The organism is Bacillus sp. REN3, from assembly GCF_017912555.1.
Taxonomy (GTDB): Bacteria; Bacillota; Bacilli; order Bacillales; family Cytobacillaceae; genus Mesobacillus.
In genome coordinates, this window is sequence record NZ_JAERSD010000007.1 from 46,593 (window position 1) to 63,537 (window position 16,945).

Consider the following 16,945-nt stretch of genomic DNA (forward strand, 5'->3'; position numbering starts at 1 on the left):
GCCAGGAAAAAGCGCACGCGTTTTATTTTGGCCTTTCCACTTACAAGGATTTCAGCTTTGGCCTTTTGGAGCAGCGCTCGAGACGCGCATGCTTGATGATTCCCATGACAGCCCCTGCGATTTCCACCACTTCGCCATTTCGGACAACCGGCATTAACGAGATCGCATAGGAATGGCCCCCGATTTCAATATCAAAGACTACTTTCTCGTTGTTTTCCCAGACACATTCATAATATCTTTCTATCTTAGCCGCCTTTTGCGGAAAAAACTCAACAAGCGTCCGTCCATTGATCTCGTTTGGCGTGAATCCCAGATCATCCAGCAGGCCGCCGCCAACAATTTGATGGATGAAATCATTCCTCTCTTTTGTCAGCCTGAAAATGATTCCATAGTGGGCCTGCAGCATTCCCTCGGTCTGGCGCCACAACTTTTCCTCCGGATCTTTGGTGGCACTTTCATCCGTAGTCGTTGAAAAGAAAAACCCCTTCATGATGAAGTAAGAGCCGATCACCTTGTATACATGGCCCGTAAAATTATCGATATCGAAAGCACTTTGATAGATCGTGAAGATCAGCTCCGATAATAACAGGAAGGTAAAGGCAAGGGCGACATACAAATGCTGTCCATTCCTGCTCTCATTATAAAAATACAGCGAAATCACAATCGAAATAAAATACAGGAAGCTGAAGCCATATTCGAGGGTGTTCTTAAGGGTTGTTGTCCCCTCTCCTTCCACAAATAGGAGGGGCAGTCTGCCCTCATACTTGAAAATAATATATGAAATGACCGCAATGATCGCTGTACTCGAAGCAAAATAAACTGGCCTCAGGTCATGCCGCATCCTTCGGTCTGGAGCCATCAGGATCCCGACCATCATGAACGATTCAATCAGCCTCGCTGTCACCCAGAACCAGGTTGCCTTCGCAGTCGAGCTTTCCGTAATGAAAAATGGCATGCCCTTGAATGTCAGGGTATGGAGCAGATCAAGAACCCCAATGACAAAAAATAAGAAAGACAGCAGCAAAATCTTTCTCGACCTTGATGTAGGATAAGTTTTCCAGCCATATAGAAAAATGACAAAAGAAACGGTGATGCTGAAAAACTCAAGGATTGTATGGATGGCAAGATAATTCTCCGGATGGAAATAGGGCGAGAGAGCTGAGTGATAGAGATGGATCAGCATCAGCAGGACTACCGCTGATACTGTGAAAACCAGGAACCTGCCTTCAGTCATGCTCTTTTCCATTTAGTTCACCTGCTTCGGAGATGGTAGGGTAATTTTATTATAAACACCCTGGTGGCAGTAAACCTGGCTTATATTTAGAAATTTTTGTGAATATTCATGGATCGGAGGCAAAACAAAAGCAGCCAACCCTTATTCTGGCTGGCTGCTTTAAGATGGAATCATTCATTTTTGTAGAACATGCCATTGACGATATCGAGCAAATCATTCAAAAGTCGTTCCTCGCGTTCAATGGTGTATAAATATTGGACAAGCTCGCATAGTTTTTTCGTTTGCTTCAAATCCATTTTATCCGCATGTCTTTTTAGCAAACCAAGCAACAGGATGAAATCCTGATCCGTGTAAGTATCATTGATGATTTTATTCTGGACGGAACGGAATTGCCTTTGTTCCTCCAGGTCATACAAGATCAAATCGCCAATCATCATTTATGCTCCTCTGCGAAAATTATTCCTTATACTATAACAGCAGGAGCATTACAGAATCATTACAAAAACGAAGAATCATCCATCTTCCGGAAATATCCGATGCCTTTATTCCGGTTGGCTTTCCCCTGGAGTTCATCCAGGTGCTCCTCGTATGGGGCTTCGCCCGGACTGATCTTCAGCAGGATTTTCAGGAGCGCGATTGCTTCTTCTTTGCCCGGAGCATCATACAGCAGATTCTCGCATATGTGAATGATCCTGCTCTCGATATTCGTCCTGATCTTCAAGAACCAGTCATCATAAAACAACGGAAACAGCGGGTCCGGAAGGCCTGAGAATTTGCGGATCGCAAGCACCGCCTTCTGCTTCACATCCGGCTCCCTTTCTATTTGTTCAATACAATCGATCAATTCATGAAAATCCATTCTGCACTTTACCTTCATATGGATTGAATCGCGATCAATCAAAAGATAATTATCTATTGACTCACCAGTATGCTCTTCAAAAATCGATTTAATATGATTGAGTGAAACCCGCAATTGATTCCTTGCTTTTTCCAATGTCAGCTCCGGCCAAAACTGGTCATAAAGCTGCTCTCTCGTCACAGACTGATGGTAGGCAATGTAGATGACCAGTTCTTTCGCCTTTCGCTGGTTCCACTTTCCACATACTTCCTTTCCATTCAGCCAGATTGAAAAACCGCTGAGGAAGCTGATTTCCAGGAGTTGATTGGACTCAAGCCGTTTCACGCTGGTGGCAACAATATGATCCGCCTCTTTTTTCAGTGCATATGTATACGTAAAAGCACTGTCCTCTTTTTCGGTTTCTGCCGAGATTGATTGGATGAAACGGATGGAAAAGCTGGCAAACATCCTTGGTTCCTCCATCATCAGGACATTACCAGTGTCCGGAATGATGAAAAAGCGGATTTTTTTCAAATAAGAGATATTCATGACTTGAAACTCCAGCGGGAACATCCGATCGAATTCACCCTGGAGCATCATCATCGGGATACCGAGGTTCCTTAGTTCCTCCATGGAATAATTCAGGATCGCTTCGGTAGCAAGCTTGAAATACCCAATATAGTCGTCCGCTGATACGTTACTGTATATGGATGACAATTTTGCTTTAAGGCAGCTTGATCCTTGGTAACTGATTGTGTTGACAAGCCTGCCGATCATTTTTTCAAACTCATCGCATTGACTGACAGTCTCACTTCGGTCGATCAATTCCTTCCTTCCGACCTCTTTAGGGACAAAGACCGGCGTCGCTGCAAGGGTAAGCGAATTGATTAGCTGCCTGTCCCGCATTGCCAGTTCAAGGGCGAGGTTCCCGCCTCCTGAATGCCCGATGACATGGACGGATGGTATCGCGAGCTTCGATAGCAGCATTTTGACGCTTTTAACCATTAGCTCCCATGTATAAGGTGTTCCATCTGGCTTCGTGCTTTTCCCATGCCCTGGCAAATCACACCGCAACACATTGAATTCCTTGAGGAAAAGAGGAATGACATCATCCCAGATCGACATATCAAGACCCACGCCATGCAGAAATAAAACCGTATCATCACTCGGCTTTGCGCATTTTAAATATTCATAATGGAGTCTGATCCCGGCCATGGCACTCTCCTCTTTCCACAAAAAAATAGCTTCTCTATTATACTCTTTTCCTCGGGAGAAAAAGAAAGAAACCTATTAAAATCGCAATCCTTCTTTCGTTTCATTCTTAGTCTATGAGTAAAATGGCACAACCCCACAGAATAGAAGCTGCCGCTCTACACTCCACGAAATTCTTTTCCGGGTTAAGGATGCTATACGGATCCAGCGTTTTTTGATCATTTTCATCATTTCGTATACAGGTCCATGTTAAAGTCGCTGGAATCTTGCTTTACCAATGCCAACTCCGTGCTCGCCCATACAGGTTCCGCCTTTATCCTATGCACAGCGGACGGTTTCCCCATTCATCCTTCCTGCAGCCTTTACCTCTGTTGGATATTGTTTATCAAACACAAACAACGCCCCTCTTCCAGGCAGCCATACTGAAATGGCTGGGCAGGCTTCACAGGCCAATATAGCGGGCATAATACGATTTTGCTTTTACCGTATCATTGGTCCCATGGACAAGGACCCGGCCGTCATGGAAGATGACCATCTTGATTTCATCATCCGGCATGAACTGAAGCAAAAAAGGATTCCCCTTTACTTTCCCGATATCCCCCAGGCGCCTGGCCAGCTTCCTGAGGTCTGTCTTATGTGTTTGCCGCGGGTTGATCTGGATCGTATTGCGGCCGCATAAAGAAGCATAGCTGACCTGTTGGTCAGAAGCCCTGTCAAGGAACTCAAAGCGATGATGGACACAGGCAGGGCATTCAGGATTCCTTCCCTGGCTGATATCCATTTGCAGGAATGAGTTGTGCCAAATATCCATTTGCTCGAGATTCGGGTTCGATTCAGCACCGACCAGAAGCTTGATGGCCTCCACTGCTTCGAAAGATCCAATGATCTCTGTGATCGATGACAGAACGCCAATGCTGTCACATGTCTCCCCAAGTCCAACGGGCACAGACGGGAACAGGCATCGATAGCAAGGAGTCTGTCCCGGCCTGATGACGGAGAACATCCCCCTTGAGCTGACTGCTCCTCCATAGACCCACGGGATGCCGTGCTTGACGGCAACATCGTTGATCAAATATCGGGTATTGAAATTGTCGGTTCCATCGACAATGACATCAAAGCCACCCAGTAAATCTTCAGCATTGTCAAGGGTCAGGTCAGCGATGATGGGCTCCACCTTCACTCCGGAATTTATCTTCCTCAGTTTTTTTTCGGCAGCAATCACCTTTGGCAAGCTATCCAGCGCGTCGTCTTCATCATAGAGGGTCTGCCGCTGCAGATTGGACAGTTCGACCAGGTCCCTATCAATGATCCTTACATAGCCGACACCTGCACGGACAAGGTGATTGGAAATCACTGTCCCCAGCGCTCCCATGCCAACAATCACAGCAGAGCTTTCCAGCAATTTTCCCTGGCCTTCCCTTCCAATCGGCTGGAATAATATCTGTCTTGAATAACGTTCCATCTCTGTCATGAACTTCCCCTCCCGCTTCTAAATAGATTATAAGGTAAATAATGCTTTTTTTTATCAAAATTTTTCACTATACTTAATATTAAGAGGACTTTTCTGCCCTCGAGGCTATCCTATCTTTAATGATGAAAGAGGTGGAATGGTTAAAATGAGTTTCGGAGGATTCAAGAACAAGGAAATCATTGTGGATTTAACTGATGGCACAATCGATTACAGAAAGGTTAATGAAGAAGACGCCAGGAAGTATATCGGCGGACGCGGTCTCGGCGTCAAGTATGTCCTTGATAATGGGCCTGAGGTCGAACCATTATCGGAAGAAAATATCCTGTGCATCATGACAGGCCCTGTGACCGGCTCGCGTTCTTCGATGAGCGGCCGTCTTGCAGTGGTGACGAAGTCACCGCTGACAGGAACGGTAACGGATTCCCACATGGGCGGATGGACTGCGGCCCGATTGAAATGGGCTGGTGTGGACAACATCATTTTCAAGGGAAAGAGTGACAGGCCAGTCTATTTATATGTCGAAAATGGACAGGCAGAGCTTCGTGACGCTTCCGATTTATGGGGCATGGGCACGCGCGGCACTGTCCAGGCAATGAAGGATCGCTATGGGGAAGAAGACCTGAGTGTGATGACGATTGGCCAGGCTGGCGAGAACGGCGTCCGCTTTGCCGGATTCATGAACGAGCATGACCGCGCTGCCGGACGGGGAGGCACCGGTGCTGTTGCCGGATTCAAGAAACTGAAGGCCATTGTCATCAAAGCGGCGCAAAAGGGCAACATGCCTGAACCTGCATTGAAGGATGAGTACAACAAAGCGAACAGGAAGGCTGTCAAAGCAATCCTTGAAGGAGGTTTGACCGCTCCGAACAAAGGCGGCTTATCCGTATACGGAACGAACGTCTTGACAAACCTGATCAATGAAGTAGGAGCGCTTCCAACAAGGAACGCCCAGCTAACCCACTGGGATGAAGCGGAAAAGCACTCAGGCGAATATGTAAATGAGCATTTGCTTGTAGCCAACAATACATGCCATGCCTGCCCTGTCGCTTGCAAAATTGAAGTGGAAGTGAAAGAGGGCAAATATAAGACTCGCGTTGAGAGCTTTGAATTCGAATCCGCATGGGCACTTGGCGCCAACAGCGGACTCAGCGACTCTGAAGCCATCGCCTACTTGATCGATGTGTGCAATGAATACGGGATGGATACCATCGAGCTGGGGAATGCATTCTCCGTCACGATGGAAGCTTACGAGAAGGGGCTTGTCGGCCAGAAGCTTGATTGGGGCGATGCTGACGGCATGATCGAAATGGCGAGGAAGGTCGCCCATCGTGAGGGCTTCGGCGGCATCCTTGCCGAAGGGCCGGCCCGCGCTACTTCCCTATGGGGCGCGCCAGAGCTTTCGATGTCTGTAAAAGGTCAATCGATTCCGGCATACGACCCACGCGGCATCCAGGGAATCGGCCTTGGCTACGCGACGAGCAACCGCGGCGCCTGCCACCTGCGCGGCTATACAATCGCAAGTGAAATCGCCGGCATTCCGGAACCAACAGACCGCCTGAAGCCTGAAGGCAAGGGCGAGCTCCTGAAGACATTCCAGGATATGCTTGCATTCTCTGATTCTATGAACATCTGCAAATTCTCTTCCTTCTCGGAAAATGCCGAGCACTATGCTGAGCAATACAGCACGATGACAGGCATCCCGATGACGGCGGAAGACGTCATGCATGCCGGCGAAAGAATCTATAACCTTGAGCGTTATTACAATAACCTGGCCGGCTTCGACAAACGTGAAGATGACTTCCTGCCAAAACGGTTCACTGATGAGCCAGCATCAGGAAACAGCGCGGGATTCGTCAGCCGCATGGATATCATGCTTGACGAATATTATCAGGTCCGCGGCTGGAAAGACGGCGTCGTGCCTGAAGAAAAACTCCGTGAACTGGGAATCACCACGGAAGGGACCTCCTCTTCCCAGGAACAACTATAATTATAGCTGTAAGTCGAAACGATCATTAAAAGCCAGGCGAATCCGCCTGGCTTTTTAGCTTTTTTTGGCTAGCATCAGAAATTCGCAATCCGGTATCATCTGCTTTAGGCATTTTATCGGGATTATGGAGGTAACGACAATAAATTGAAGGAGAGTTGATATTTATTTAGCGGAAGGCCAATTTTTAGCGAAAATAGTGGGTTTATTTAGCGGATACAGCCGTTTATTTAGTGAAAGAGCGATTTTTTCCAGTCCCGCAAAAACAAAAAAACAGCATCATTAAGATGCTGGAGTCCTTAACCGCCAATGCGTGTCGTTTTATAGCGGTAATTTTTAATGAGTTTTTCCAAAGCTTCGCCGCTTTCAGCGATGAAGCGGATATGCACTGAATTGACAGTGAAAGCTTTAGTGAATGAAATTTCGTCTTCGCTTAAGATTTCCGCGCTCCATCCTTCCCCGTTATAGATAAACGGGAAATCGGCTGTGGCTCGCCTGCCCCCCAGCTCTTCAAAATAGGTACCCAGATGGCCCCGATCGATTCCGCGGAATTCCAGGATGCGATCGATCATCTCAGCCACCTGCCACCGGCGGGAACAACGCGAATTGGTCACTGTCCTTCACCACTGTCTCTAGGTCATCGTCGTGGATGATGTTGCGGCCATTAATATAGACATGGACGAACGGCTTCAGCTTCTTTTGTTCATTAAAAATTTCCCCGTGAAGCTCCGGGAACATTTCGACCATCTTATCGAGCACATCGATCACCCTGTCCCCGTCAGGATTCACTTCGACGTTGACACCGCCGCAAATTTCCCTGAGGTTCGCAAATACCTTTACCTGCATTCCTACCGCCCCTTTCTATTAACCTAATAATAAAAGGAAAATCCCAAAATGTCACCCGCTCTTTTTCTGCGACAAAAATGGCCAGCTTTCCGAGGAAAGCCAGCCATTTTTCACTGCGGCAAAAGATGTTCATTGGCCCTGAATAAAGGTTCTTCTGAGTTCGGCAAGTACCAAAGGGTTTCCAACTCGATTCCATTCTGGGAAAATAGAAGCATCAATTCTTCCATGAAGACACCACGTCCCGGATCGCAGGATGGACTGCTTTGAATTCCGAGCAGACCGGCCAGTTCATAGCCATTCCTTAAATAATCCTTTACCTGAGCCAGCACAGGCTTCAAGATTTCCCGGCAATGCTTCCTATAATCCGGGGTATCATATTCTTCATAGGTCATCGGCGGCCGATTCAGGCCGAGGAAGGTGAATTCAGGGCAAGGCAATTGGAGGATGCCAAATCCTTCTCTCAGTGCCCATGTTGCTGCGGAAAGCACTGGACCTTCTGCTCTTGCTTCATTTTCAATGACCGTGTTCTGATTCAAGATACAATGTGAAACTAGCAAAATCCGTTTACTACGCTGCATTTCTTTTCTCCGTTTTCTTGATTTTCGCGAAATTAGGAAGACGGGCTATCATGAAAGCTACTAGAAAGCAAGTCACGATTTTATCAACAAGATTACCGGTAATCCTCGAAATGAACGTTGAGGCAAAAACGCTCTCACCAGATGCTCTTAACCATAAAACAACGACATCCATCCCGCTCCCATTCAATCCACCGAAAACGGCGACTGCGATAGGCGTTCCCACCAATGGAGCAATCACAGAAAGCAAGATTCCGGTCGCAAGGGCTACATACCACTTGCTAAAATCAAACTTCCTCGCCATGAAACCGGCAACAAGAGCGATCGTAATGCTGACGATTCCAAAAAATATCGCTGTCGGTCCTGTCGTCATGCCAAGCACGATATTGGTCACTCCTCCAGTCAGCGCACCCCACCAGGGACCGAATAATACGGCAATCAATACGGTACCGATGGTATCAAGGAACAGCAGCGGAATCTTCATGGCAGAAACAACTGTACCTAAAATTACATTCAAAGCGATTCCTAGAGCTGAATAAGTCAAGATCACCGACTTGCTAGTATGTTTCATTTTTCTTTCCCTCACTTTCCCTATTTGATAATAGTGCGGAGAATTCTTTGATGATTGGGCGGTTGGCAGTATCGATATGAGTAGCTAAATAAAACGTCCGCTCGTATGGCGGCAACTGCTCGATCAGCTGGATCCTGCCCGCATTCGCCGCTGGCAGTGCAGCAAGTCTGGACACAAAAGATATGCCAAGGCCAGCTTCCACTGCAGCTATGACAGATTCAGTACTCCCCATTGTCACGGCTGCTTTCAATTCGCTGATCTCCATTCCGTTGACAGCAAGGTACTCCTCCATCATCTTCCGGGTACCAGACCCTTCCTCTCTTAAAACAAAGTCGTAGTGCCTCAAAGCGGCGAAATCGGAATTCTCTCCAAGCTCATATCCATTTGGCGCAACAAGCACCAATGAATCGGAAGCGATTGGCTTGTAGGAAACCTTTCCCGAGTCAAGCTCCATCCCAATAATTGCCGTGTCAATGTGATGGTCTAGCAGCTGATCAATGATTTTCTTTGAATCACCGACGACAATTTGAACATCTACTTTCGGGAATTGTTTCCGGAACATACTGACCCAGCGGGGAAGCAGATATGTACCGGGAATGGTGCTTGCCCCAATGGTCAATGTCCCGGTCAACACCCCCTGGAACTCATTCAGTTCGTCTTCAAGCCTTCTCCATCTTTTAATCAAGTCTCCCGCTGCCTGATAAACAAGCATCCCCGCAGGCGTCAGCCTGATGCCTGAAAAGGTGCGGTCGAACAATTCAAAGCCGAGCTCATCCTCCAGGCTTTTTACCTTCTGGCTTACAGCAGGCTGTGAACTTTTCAAAGCAATAGCGGCATCAGAGAAACTATTTTTTTCAACGACCATCATGAATGCTTCCAATTTTTTTAAATTCATTGCCTCAACTCCGATTATAAAGTTTCTTTATATATACTATATATTTTCTTTATGTATTCTCCATTTGATTTTACCCTTTAAAAGGGGGCATTGGAAGAGCATAATACCATTCATTTGTCCAATTTGTGAAAAATGGTTAGACTGGAAATCAGGTATATTTTTCATTAAATATTTTCTAGGATGATTCTGTTGACATATTATTGTCTGAATATTATCATTGTTCTATGAAAATGTTATTGAAATAGTAAAATCAATGAAGAGAACACGTCCTTTATAAAACTGATCCACAGAGAGCCGGTGCTTGCTGCAAGCCGGCGTTCAATTTGTAAGGGACATCATCTTGGAGATGCGAAGCTGAACCGAAGTAAGCTTTTGCCGGCGATTCCACCGTTAAAAGGGACACGTATGATGGTACGTTGATGAGGGCCGCGTTCATTCGCGGAATACGGGTAGTAACGAGAGGCGAACTCGTCCCTGCATGAAGGGCGGGTTTTTTATTTTGCTGCAAATAACTATTCCGTTCCAAAATTCCTATACTCATTAGTGCCAAAACCTAATTTTTCAGGAGGATTTTTAGAATGGGAAGCTTAAGAGCAAGAGACACACTCACAATCGGATTGATGTTATTCGCGCTATTTTTCGGAGCGGGGAATCTTATTTTCCCGCCATTTTTAGGTCAGCAGGCAGGATCGAATTATTGGCCGGCAATCCTTGGGTTTGTCGTGACCGGTGTCGGCCTGCCGCTCCTTTCTGTTGTCGTCATCTCGATGGCAAAGGACGGGATCAAGGAAATCGGTTCGAGGATCCATCCATGGTTCGCAGTCATTTTCAGTGCTGCTGCCTATCTTTCCATCGGCCCGTTCTTCGGGATACCGAGAAGTGCCAATGTGGCCTATGAGATGTCCGTCAAACCATTCATACCTGAGTCAGGATGGAATTCAACCATCCTGCTTGCGTTCACTGTCATCTTTTTCGCGCTCGTGTATTGGGTTTGCTTGAACCCTTCAAAAATGGTTGAACGGATTGGCAGCGTGCTGACGCCAGTTTTGCTGGCCGCCATCATTATCCTGGTGTTCGGAAGTTTCTTCAAGATGGAAGGCACACTGGGGAATGTGACTGAAAAATACGCTGCATCGCCATTTGTCACCGGGTTCCTTGAAGGGTATCTGACCATGGACACCATTGCTGCACTCGCTTTTGGCATCATTGTCGTCAGTGCCGTCCAGCAGAAAAAGGCACTTGACAGGAAGCAGATTATCCGCGAGACATTGAAAGCAGGAATCATAGCCGGCATCGGCTTATCATTTGTGTATGTAACAATTGGATTGCTCGGTGCTAAAATGGCCGCATTCGGGACATACGATAATGGCGGGACGATTTTGACAGAAGCAGCCAAGCTGATGTTCGGAGTTCCAGGTATGCTGCTGCTAGGACTGATCGTGACCCTTGCCTGTTTCACAACCGCTGTGGGACTCGTGGCAGCATCGAGCCAGTTCTTCTCCATGATGCTGCCGAAAATTCCATACAAGACATTCACGCTCGTCATAACAATGATCAGCTTGTTCATTGCGAACCTTGGATTGAACCAGATCATATCCATTTCTGTTCCAGTCCTGATCATCCTGTATCCTGTTACGATCGTGCTCGTTGTCCTCTCCTTCTTTGAGCGTTTCATCAATGGTTCAAGAGGCGTCTATACAGGGGCTGTATTTGCTGCTATGGCAATCAGCATCTTCGATGGATTGAAGACCTTTGGAGTTGAATCAAGTTTCCTTTCATCCATTTTCAATTCCCTGCCACTTTATGCAGAAGGATTGGGCTGGCTGCTCCCAGCAGTGGCTGGAGGACTGATTGGCTTTGTTCTTGATAAATTCGTCTTTTCAAAATTTTTAAAAAAATCACTGAAGACAGCTTCGGAATAGCACATTTCGGGTATAAAAGGTGCGGGGAGATTCTCCGCACCTTTAATATTTTTGCAGGATTGCGCAAATATCCCCTACCGTATGAAATTTTTGGAATCGAGAAAATAAAGAAAATATTTTCGCGATAATAAAAAAAAGGTTATAATAGGTTTTGTCGAAAATAAGGAGGATTTTTAGCAATGAACACTATTGACAGACAGAAAATTGTGGAGAGTGTACCTCAAAAGGGTTTCTTTGGGCACCCAAAAGGTTTGTTCACGTTATTCTTCACTGAGTTCTGGGAACGGTTCTCATATTACGGCATGCGTGCCATACTGATCTATTACATGTACTATGAGCTTTCTCAAGGCGGCCTGGGACTAGATAAGACAACAGCCAACTCCATTTTCTCAATCTACGGGTCGCTTGTTTATATGTCAGGTATCATTGGCGGCTGGATTGCCGACCGTCTCCTTGGAACAACGAGAACAGTATTCTACGGCGGAATTCTGATCATGCTAGGACATATCGTCCTGTCGCTGCCGGGAAGCCTTACTGCCCTCTTCCTTTCAATGGGGCTGATTGTTATTGGTACTGGTTTATTGAAGCCGAACATTTCAAGTGTGGTCGGGGATCTATACAGCAAGGAGGACCCTCGCCGCGATGCAGGCTTCAGCATTTATTACATGGGAATCAACATGGGTGCATTCATTGCACCGTTAATTGTCGGAACAGTCGGTCAGAAATATAATTTCCATCTTGGATTCGGCCTTGCGGCTGTAGGTATGTTATTAGGCCTTATCGTGTTCCTCATTACAAAAGGAAAGAATCTCGGCCTTGCAGGATCACAAGTTCCAAACCCGCTAACGAAAGATGAGCGGAAGAAGGTGGCAATCCGATTTGGAGGGGCTGCTGTCATCATTGCCATCGTTGGTGCCATCATGATTTCAATGGGCTACCTGACAATCGAACGCTTTATTTTGTTCGTCAGTATCCTTGGGATTGTGCTTCCAACTCTGTACTTCATCTTTATGTACAGAAGTGAAAAAACAAATGAAGATGAGCGTTCCCGCCTGATTGCCTACATTCCGCTTTTCATCGCAGCGATGATGTTCTGGGCAATCCAGGAGCAGGGTTCAAATATCCTTGCGACATATGCTGATACTCGGACACAGCTTAATTTCGGCGGCATCAAAATCGAGCCAGCCTGGTTCCAGTCACTCAACCCATTGTTCATTATCACGTTCGCGCCGGTGTTCGCCTGGCTTTGGGTCAAGCTGGGCAATCGCCAGCCATCGACGCCGAAGAAATTCGCTTTTGGTCTATTCTTCGCAGGCCTGTCGTTCCTTGTGATGATCATTCCTGCCCTCGGCGGAACAGATACACTTGTAAACCCAATGTGGCTTGTATTAAGCTTTTTCCTAGTCGTTATGGGGGAATTGCTTCTGTCACCAGTCGGCTTGTCCGCAACAACTAAGCTTGCGCCTGCTGCATTCTCGGCACAGACCATGAGCCTATGGTTCATGACAAACGCTTCGGCACAGGCCATCAACGCCCAAGTCGTCCGCTTCTACTCTGCTGAAAACGAAGTAACCTACTTTGGCGTGATCGGCGGAATGGCCATTGTAATCGGTTTGATCTTGTATTTCATGACGCCAACCATCCAGAAGTATATGCGCGGAGTACGCTAATAGCTGGTTTAAACCTGATTGAAACAAATTATCTGAATCTTGATTATTCACTAGCAAAAACCTGTCTGCTTTTCATAATGCGGGCAGGTTTTTTAGATTTTTGGCCCGCTGGAAAATGTTCACTGCAAACCGAACCGGCTAACATTTTTCTTCTAATGGGAAAGCGCTCTCCAATCAGTCCGTTCAACCCACTCAAGATTCTTTCGTGGCCGTTGTAATGAAGAATCCGCATCCATTCAACGGTGTTTTATTATCTGTTCCTATTGCACCGGATAGCAAAACGTCTAATGCTAACAAAGTGTTTTTCAAAAGAAAAAAAGGGAACAATCAAACTGACAATGATCATGAAAAGGAGGCAGCCATGACTGTATCCATCAGAATTTACTCAGACTATGTTTGACCGTTTTGTTTCCTGGCGGAGGTTCCGCTGCAAGAAGCTACAAGAGGGAAAGATGTGGAAATTGAATGGATGCCTTTTGAATTAAGGCCCTATCCCACTAAGACTTTGAAACCGGAGGAACATTACTTGCAAAGCACCTGGGAGCAATCTGTATATCCGATGGCCGAACGGATGAGCGTTGAGATCCTCCTTCCTGATGTATCGCCGCAGCCGCATACCCACCTGGCGTTTGAAGGATACCAATATGCAAAAGAGCAGGGCAAAGGCAACGAGTACAACGACCTTATGCTTCGTGCCTTTTTTCAAAAGGGACTTGATATCGGTGATCTGGATGTCCTTGTGAAGCTGGCAGGTGAAATCGGGCTTGATGAAGCAGAATACCGGGAAGCACTCGAAACCCACAAATACCGGGAAGCCCATCAGCAAGCCCTCCACCATGCATACAATGAAGCGAAAATCACGGCGGTTCCGACACTTTTTGTCGGAGATACGAGAGTTCCTGGCCTGGTTCCCAAAGATACACTCGAGAAATTAATCGACGCCGAGATACAGAAGGGCGACAACGGCTTTTCCTCAGGCAGCATGTCCTGCGGGATTGATGGATGCTGAAAAAGTGCCCAGGATTCTGTCAACGTTCAGGCAATCGAAAAAAGGAAGGCAATGAACCGAGAAAGCGATACCCCTATGATGTGGAAAAATAAATCTCAAAGCATGAATTCAATAGGAGTTCATGCTTTTCTTTTCCAACGGCGCCAAAATACCAGGCCGCGAAACTTTTATACAAATCAATTACCCTCCCTTGTGGCTGCCTAGTAAGTTTAAAAAGGCTTCTAAATTAACCGAAACCCATTTGTCCCCTTATGATAAACTGTGTAAATGGCAGTGGGCATTTCCTCCAGTTCAGTATCAAGTCCCCCCTGCAATCTCATCTATTACTGAAAAATGTTCATTCCTTTGCTTATGGACAGGTATACACTAAGTCATAGTGCTGACATTTCGGCTCAGGCAATCCAATAGGATCCTTCTCAGCTCTCTTTTCGCCCTTTTTTTCCGATTCCCCCCAAAAATTAGGGCTTTTGCCCAAGAAGGCTCTTTGCCCATTTCATATTCTTTAACAAGGTCCAAAAAGCAAAAGGATGTGAATAAAGGTTGACGAGCCAGCAAATGTCCAGCCAGGAATTACGGAAGCATTTGAGAAGGATTTATCAAGAACTGATAAGGAAAATCGCATTGATTCCTGATCGTTACCCCAGCAGGAACTTTCAATTAAGCAGAGACAATCTGCTTGCTTACCTTGCGCTAAAACAGCAAAATACCTCCGCCCTTGAGCAACCTTTGCTTGAACACGGACTTTCCTCAATAGAACAAGCCAATCAACATATTCTATACAGCCTGGGAAAGCAATTGGAAAACCTCGGAGATCCGCTGCCGCAGCCAGATCAGCTTACCGTGATTACTCCTTTTGAAGCGGAAGCCATAGAAAAAAAACGGAAGGTAACGGTCCTTGGCAAGGCTAAGGAAAAGCAGCACGCTGCTATCATGGTCACCCTGGACAGCAAAATGATCCATCAGCCGGAATTGCTCGAAAAGCTTTTGACAGCTGGGATGAACATTGCCAGGATCAATTGTGCCCATGACGATCAGCATCTTTGGAAAGAGCTGATCCATGCCATAAGAGAAGCAGAGACTAGATTGCAGCGCGAAGGAAGGCATGGTGACAGAAGATGCAGGATTTTCATGGATCTGGCGGGACCGAAAATCCGGATTGGGAAGCTGGAAAGGACAAAACAGCCGATAAAATTATCTGTACACAAAGACCCTTATGGAAAGATCATTGAAAAAGCGGCAGGTTATCTGGATTGTAAGGCTGAACACACTTTTGCCGTAAGAGACGGGAACGGGGCAGAAACATTTGTCCTGGGGGTTGGGGAAGAGGCATTGATCCAGGCATTGAGCGTAGGGGATGAGGTTTTTTTCACGGATACGCGTAACAGGAGACGGAAATTGAAGGTAATGGAGATTATCAGTCCTTCGTGTGTCAGTGTCGAGGTCAACAGTACTTCCTATATAGATGATCGTACCCTCTTAAACTTTAAAACAAGGAGCAGCCAAATTAAGCCCCTTATTCCCGAACCAGTTGAAATTTCCGTTATCAGGGGGGATTCTTTAAGACTATATCTCGACCAGGATAAGGAAGGGCAGGCAGACTCGAAGAAAGGGCCGCCCGGAGTACCCGTCACTTTGGCAAAAGCCTTTCGCAATGTCCGGATGAATGATCCCGTCTATATTGATGATGGAAAAATCCATGGCCTTGTCAAAAGAATCACGAAAGAATTCATTGAAATCCAGATTGAATTTCCCGTCGTCAAGCCGGCAAAGATAAAAGAAGGAAAAGGATTGAATATCCCTGATTCGTTCCTAAGCCTGAATGTTCCCGCATTAACTGGCAAGGACTTTTTCGACTTGGAATTTGTCGCGAAACATGCAGATATTATAGGGATCTCCTTTGTCCATTCCCCGCTCGATTTGATCAAACTCCGGGAAGGATTGGAGCGGCATTCAGCCAGCCATCTTCCGGTCGTAGCAAAAATCGAGACAAAGGATGCTATTCATCATCTTGGCCGGATTATCATGGAAGGATTGAAATTCCGCGGATTTGGGCTGATGATTGCACGGGGGGACCTGGCAGTTGAGGTGGGAGCGGAAAATCTGTCTTTTGTGCAGGATGAAATTGTATCCATTTGTTCGGCTGCACACATCCCTGTTATTTGGGCAACAGGAGTATTGGAAAAATTGACAAAAAAAGGGCTCCCTTCACGATCAGAAATAACAGATGTGGCACAAGCGAAAAGGGCGGCTTGTATCATGCTTAACAAAGGCCCTTATATTGTCGATTCGGTTACATTATTAGCTAAATTGCTCCATACTGAGAAATTGAATCCGCCAAGAGAGGTGCCAGGCGAAAAGGACCTTGTTTCCCAGTATGGTATCTTCCCTGACGGTTCATATCGCGTAAAAATGACCATTGATTAACATCGCAACGGGCTTCCAGAAGCCGCGAGTCTGCCCTGCAGCGTTCTCCTTCCATGCACCAGTACGAACATGTCCTCCGTGCGAAGAAACTCGGTAGGCAGCATCTAATCCGCAGGTGCGAGAAGCTTCTGCCTGCAACCAATGAAACGGTCATGGGGAACATCAACTCCGGCAATGAATCTTCCCTTTCGCCAGTACTCAAAAAAACTCCCTTGAGAAAAGGCCTTGGAACGGATCAGCAGGCGGAAATTGAATGCTAGACATGGCCTCAGCCGACAAAGGAGGCTAGCCATA

Annotated in this window: 15 protein-coding genes and 1 other annotated feature; of the genes, 6 read left to right on the forward strand and 9 right to left on the reverse strand. The window is 46.5% G+C overall.

Annotated features, from left to right (window positions below; genetic code table 11):
• Positions 1-40: 40 nt before the first annotated feature.
• From JJQ88_RS08220 to JJQ88_RS08235, 4 genes are all read right to left on the reverse strand, one after another.
• Positions 41-1,246 (reverse strand): membrane-associated sensor domain-containing protein, encoded by a 1,206-nt coding sequence (locus JJQ88_RS08220; protein ID WP_210365264.1) that lies wholly within the window; start codon positions 1,244-1,246, stop codon positions 41-43.
• Between the two features lie 158 nt (positions 1,247-1,404).
• On the reverse strand, positions 1,405-1,668 hold the full coding sequence (locus JJQ88_RS08225; RefSeq protein WP_210365265.1) for a hypothetical protein: 264 nt from the start codon (positions 1,666-1,668) through the stop codon (positions 1,405-1,407).
• Between the two features lie 62 nt (positions 1,669-1,730).
• Positions 1,731-3,287, reverse strand: coding sequence for an alpha/beta hydrolase (locus tag JJQ88_RS08230; protein ID WP_210365266.1), 1,557 nt, complete (start codon positions 3,285-3,287; stop codon positions 1,731-1,733).
• A 439-nt stretch (positions 3,288-3,726) separates the two neighbouring features.
• The gene (locus tag JJQ88_RS08235; RefSeq protein ID WP_481748287.1) at positions 3,727-4,755 is read right to left on the reverse strand and encodes a ThiF family adenylyltransferase; all 1,029 of its coding nucleotides are present in this window, start codon (positions 4,753-4,755) and stop codon (positions 3,727-3,729) included.
• Between the two features lie 145 nt (positions 4,756-4,900).
• Between JJQ88_RS08235 and JJQ88_RS08240 the strand changes: the two genes are divergently transcribed.
• Positions 4,901-6,742, forward strand: a complete 1,842-nt coding sequence (locus tag JJQ88_RS08240; RefSeq protein WP_210365267.1) for an aldehyde ferredoxin oxidoreductase family protein — start codon at positions 4,901-4,903, stop codon at positions 6,740-6,742.
• 296 nt (positions 6,743-7,038) lie between these two features.
• Here JJQ88_RS08240 and JJQ88_RS08245 read toward each other — a convergent pair whose 3' ends face one another.
• From JJQ88_RS08245 to JJQ88_RS08265, 5 genes are all read right to left on the reverse strand, one after another.
• Positions 7,039-7,311 carry a MoaD-like domain-containing protein gene (locus JJQ88_RS08245; protein ID WP_210365268.1) on the reverse strand — a complete coding sequence of 91 codons (273 nt, stop codon included), beginning with the start codon at positions 7,309-7,311 and terminating at the stop codon, positions 7,039-7,041.
• 1 nt (position 7,312) lies between these two features.
• On the reverse strand, positions 7,313-7,585 hold the full coding sequence (locus JJQ88_RS08250; RefSeq protein WP_210365269.1) for a ubiquitin-like small modifier protein 1: 273 nt from the start codon (positions 7,583-7,585) through the stop codon (positions 7,313-7,315).
• Positions 7,586-7,695: 110 nt separating this feature from the next.
• Complete coding sequence (locus JJQ88_RS08255; RefSeq protein WP_210365270.1) at positions 7,696-8,163, reverse strand: CD3072 family TudS-related putative desulfidase; 468 nt, start codon at positions 8,161-8,163, stop codon at positions 7,696-7,698.
• On the reverse strand, positions 8,153-8,731 hold the full coding sequence (locus JJQ88_RS08260; protein WP_210365271.1) for a CD3073 family putative ECF transporter S component: 579 nt from the start codon (positions 8,729-8,731) through the stop codon (positions 8,153-8,155). Before JJQ88_RS08260 ends, JJQ88_RS08255 begins: the two co-directional genes overlap by 11 nt.
• The gene (locus JJQ88_RS08265; protein WP_210365272.1) at positions 8,718-9,626 is read right to left on the reverse strand and encodes a selenium metabolism-associated LysR family transcriptional regulator; all 909 of its coding nucleotides are present in this window, start codon (positions 9,624-9,626) and stop codon (positions 8,718-8,720) included. The genes JJQ88_RS08260 and JJQ88_RS08265 overlap by 14 nt, the downstream gene beginning before the upstream one ends.
• Positions 9,627-9,870: 244 nt before the next feature.
• Positions 9,871-10,105 (forward strand) — a binding site (T-box leader).
• 99 nt (positions 10,106-10,204) lie between these two features.
• Between JJQ88_RS08265 and brnQ the strand changes: the two genes are divergently transcribed.
• The 5 genes from brnQ (at position 10,205) to JJQ88_RS08290 (ending at position 16,911) form a co-directional block, all read left to right on the forward strand.
• Positions 10,205-11,548 (forward strand): branched-chain amino acid transport system II carrier protein, encoded by a 1,344-nt coding sequence (gene brnQ, locus JJQ88_RS08270; RefSeq protein ID WP_210365273.1) that lies wholly within the window; start codon positions 10,205-10,207, stop codon positions 11,546-11,548.
• A gap of 179 nt (positions 11,549-11,727) precedes the next feature.
• The gene (locus JJQ88_RS08275) at positions 11,728-13,218 is read left to right on the forward strand and encodes a peptide MFS transporter (RefSeq protein ID WP_210365274.1); all 1,491 of its coding nucleotides are present in this window, start codon (positions 11,728-11,730) and stop codon (positions 13,216-13,218) included.
• A gap of 361 nt (positions 13,219-13,579) precedes the next feature.
• Positions 13,580-14,227 (forward strand): DsbA family oxidoreductase, encoded by a 648-nt coding sequence (locus tag JJQ88_RS08280; protein WP_210365275.1) that lies wholly within the window; start codon positions 13,580-13,582, stop codon positions 14,225-14,227.
• 540 nt (positions 14,228-14,767) lie between these two features.
• Positions 14,768-16,651, forward strand: coding sequence for a pyruvate kinase (locus JJQ88_RS08285; RefSeq protein WP_210365276.1), 1,884 nt, complete (start codon positions 14,768-14,770; stop codon positions 16,649-16,651).
• A 53-nt stretch (positions 16,652-16,704) separates the two neighbouring features.
• Positions 16,705-16,911, forward strand: a complete 207-nt coding sequence (locus JJQ88_RS08290; protein ID WP_210365277.1) for a hypothetical protein — start codon at positions 16,705-16,707, stop codon at positions 16,909-16,911.
• Positions 16,912-16,945: the final 34 nt, after the last annotated feature.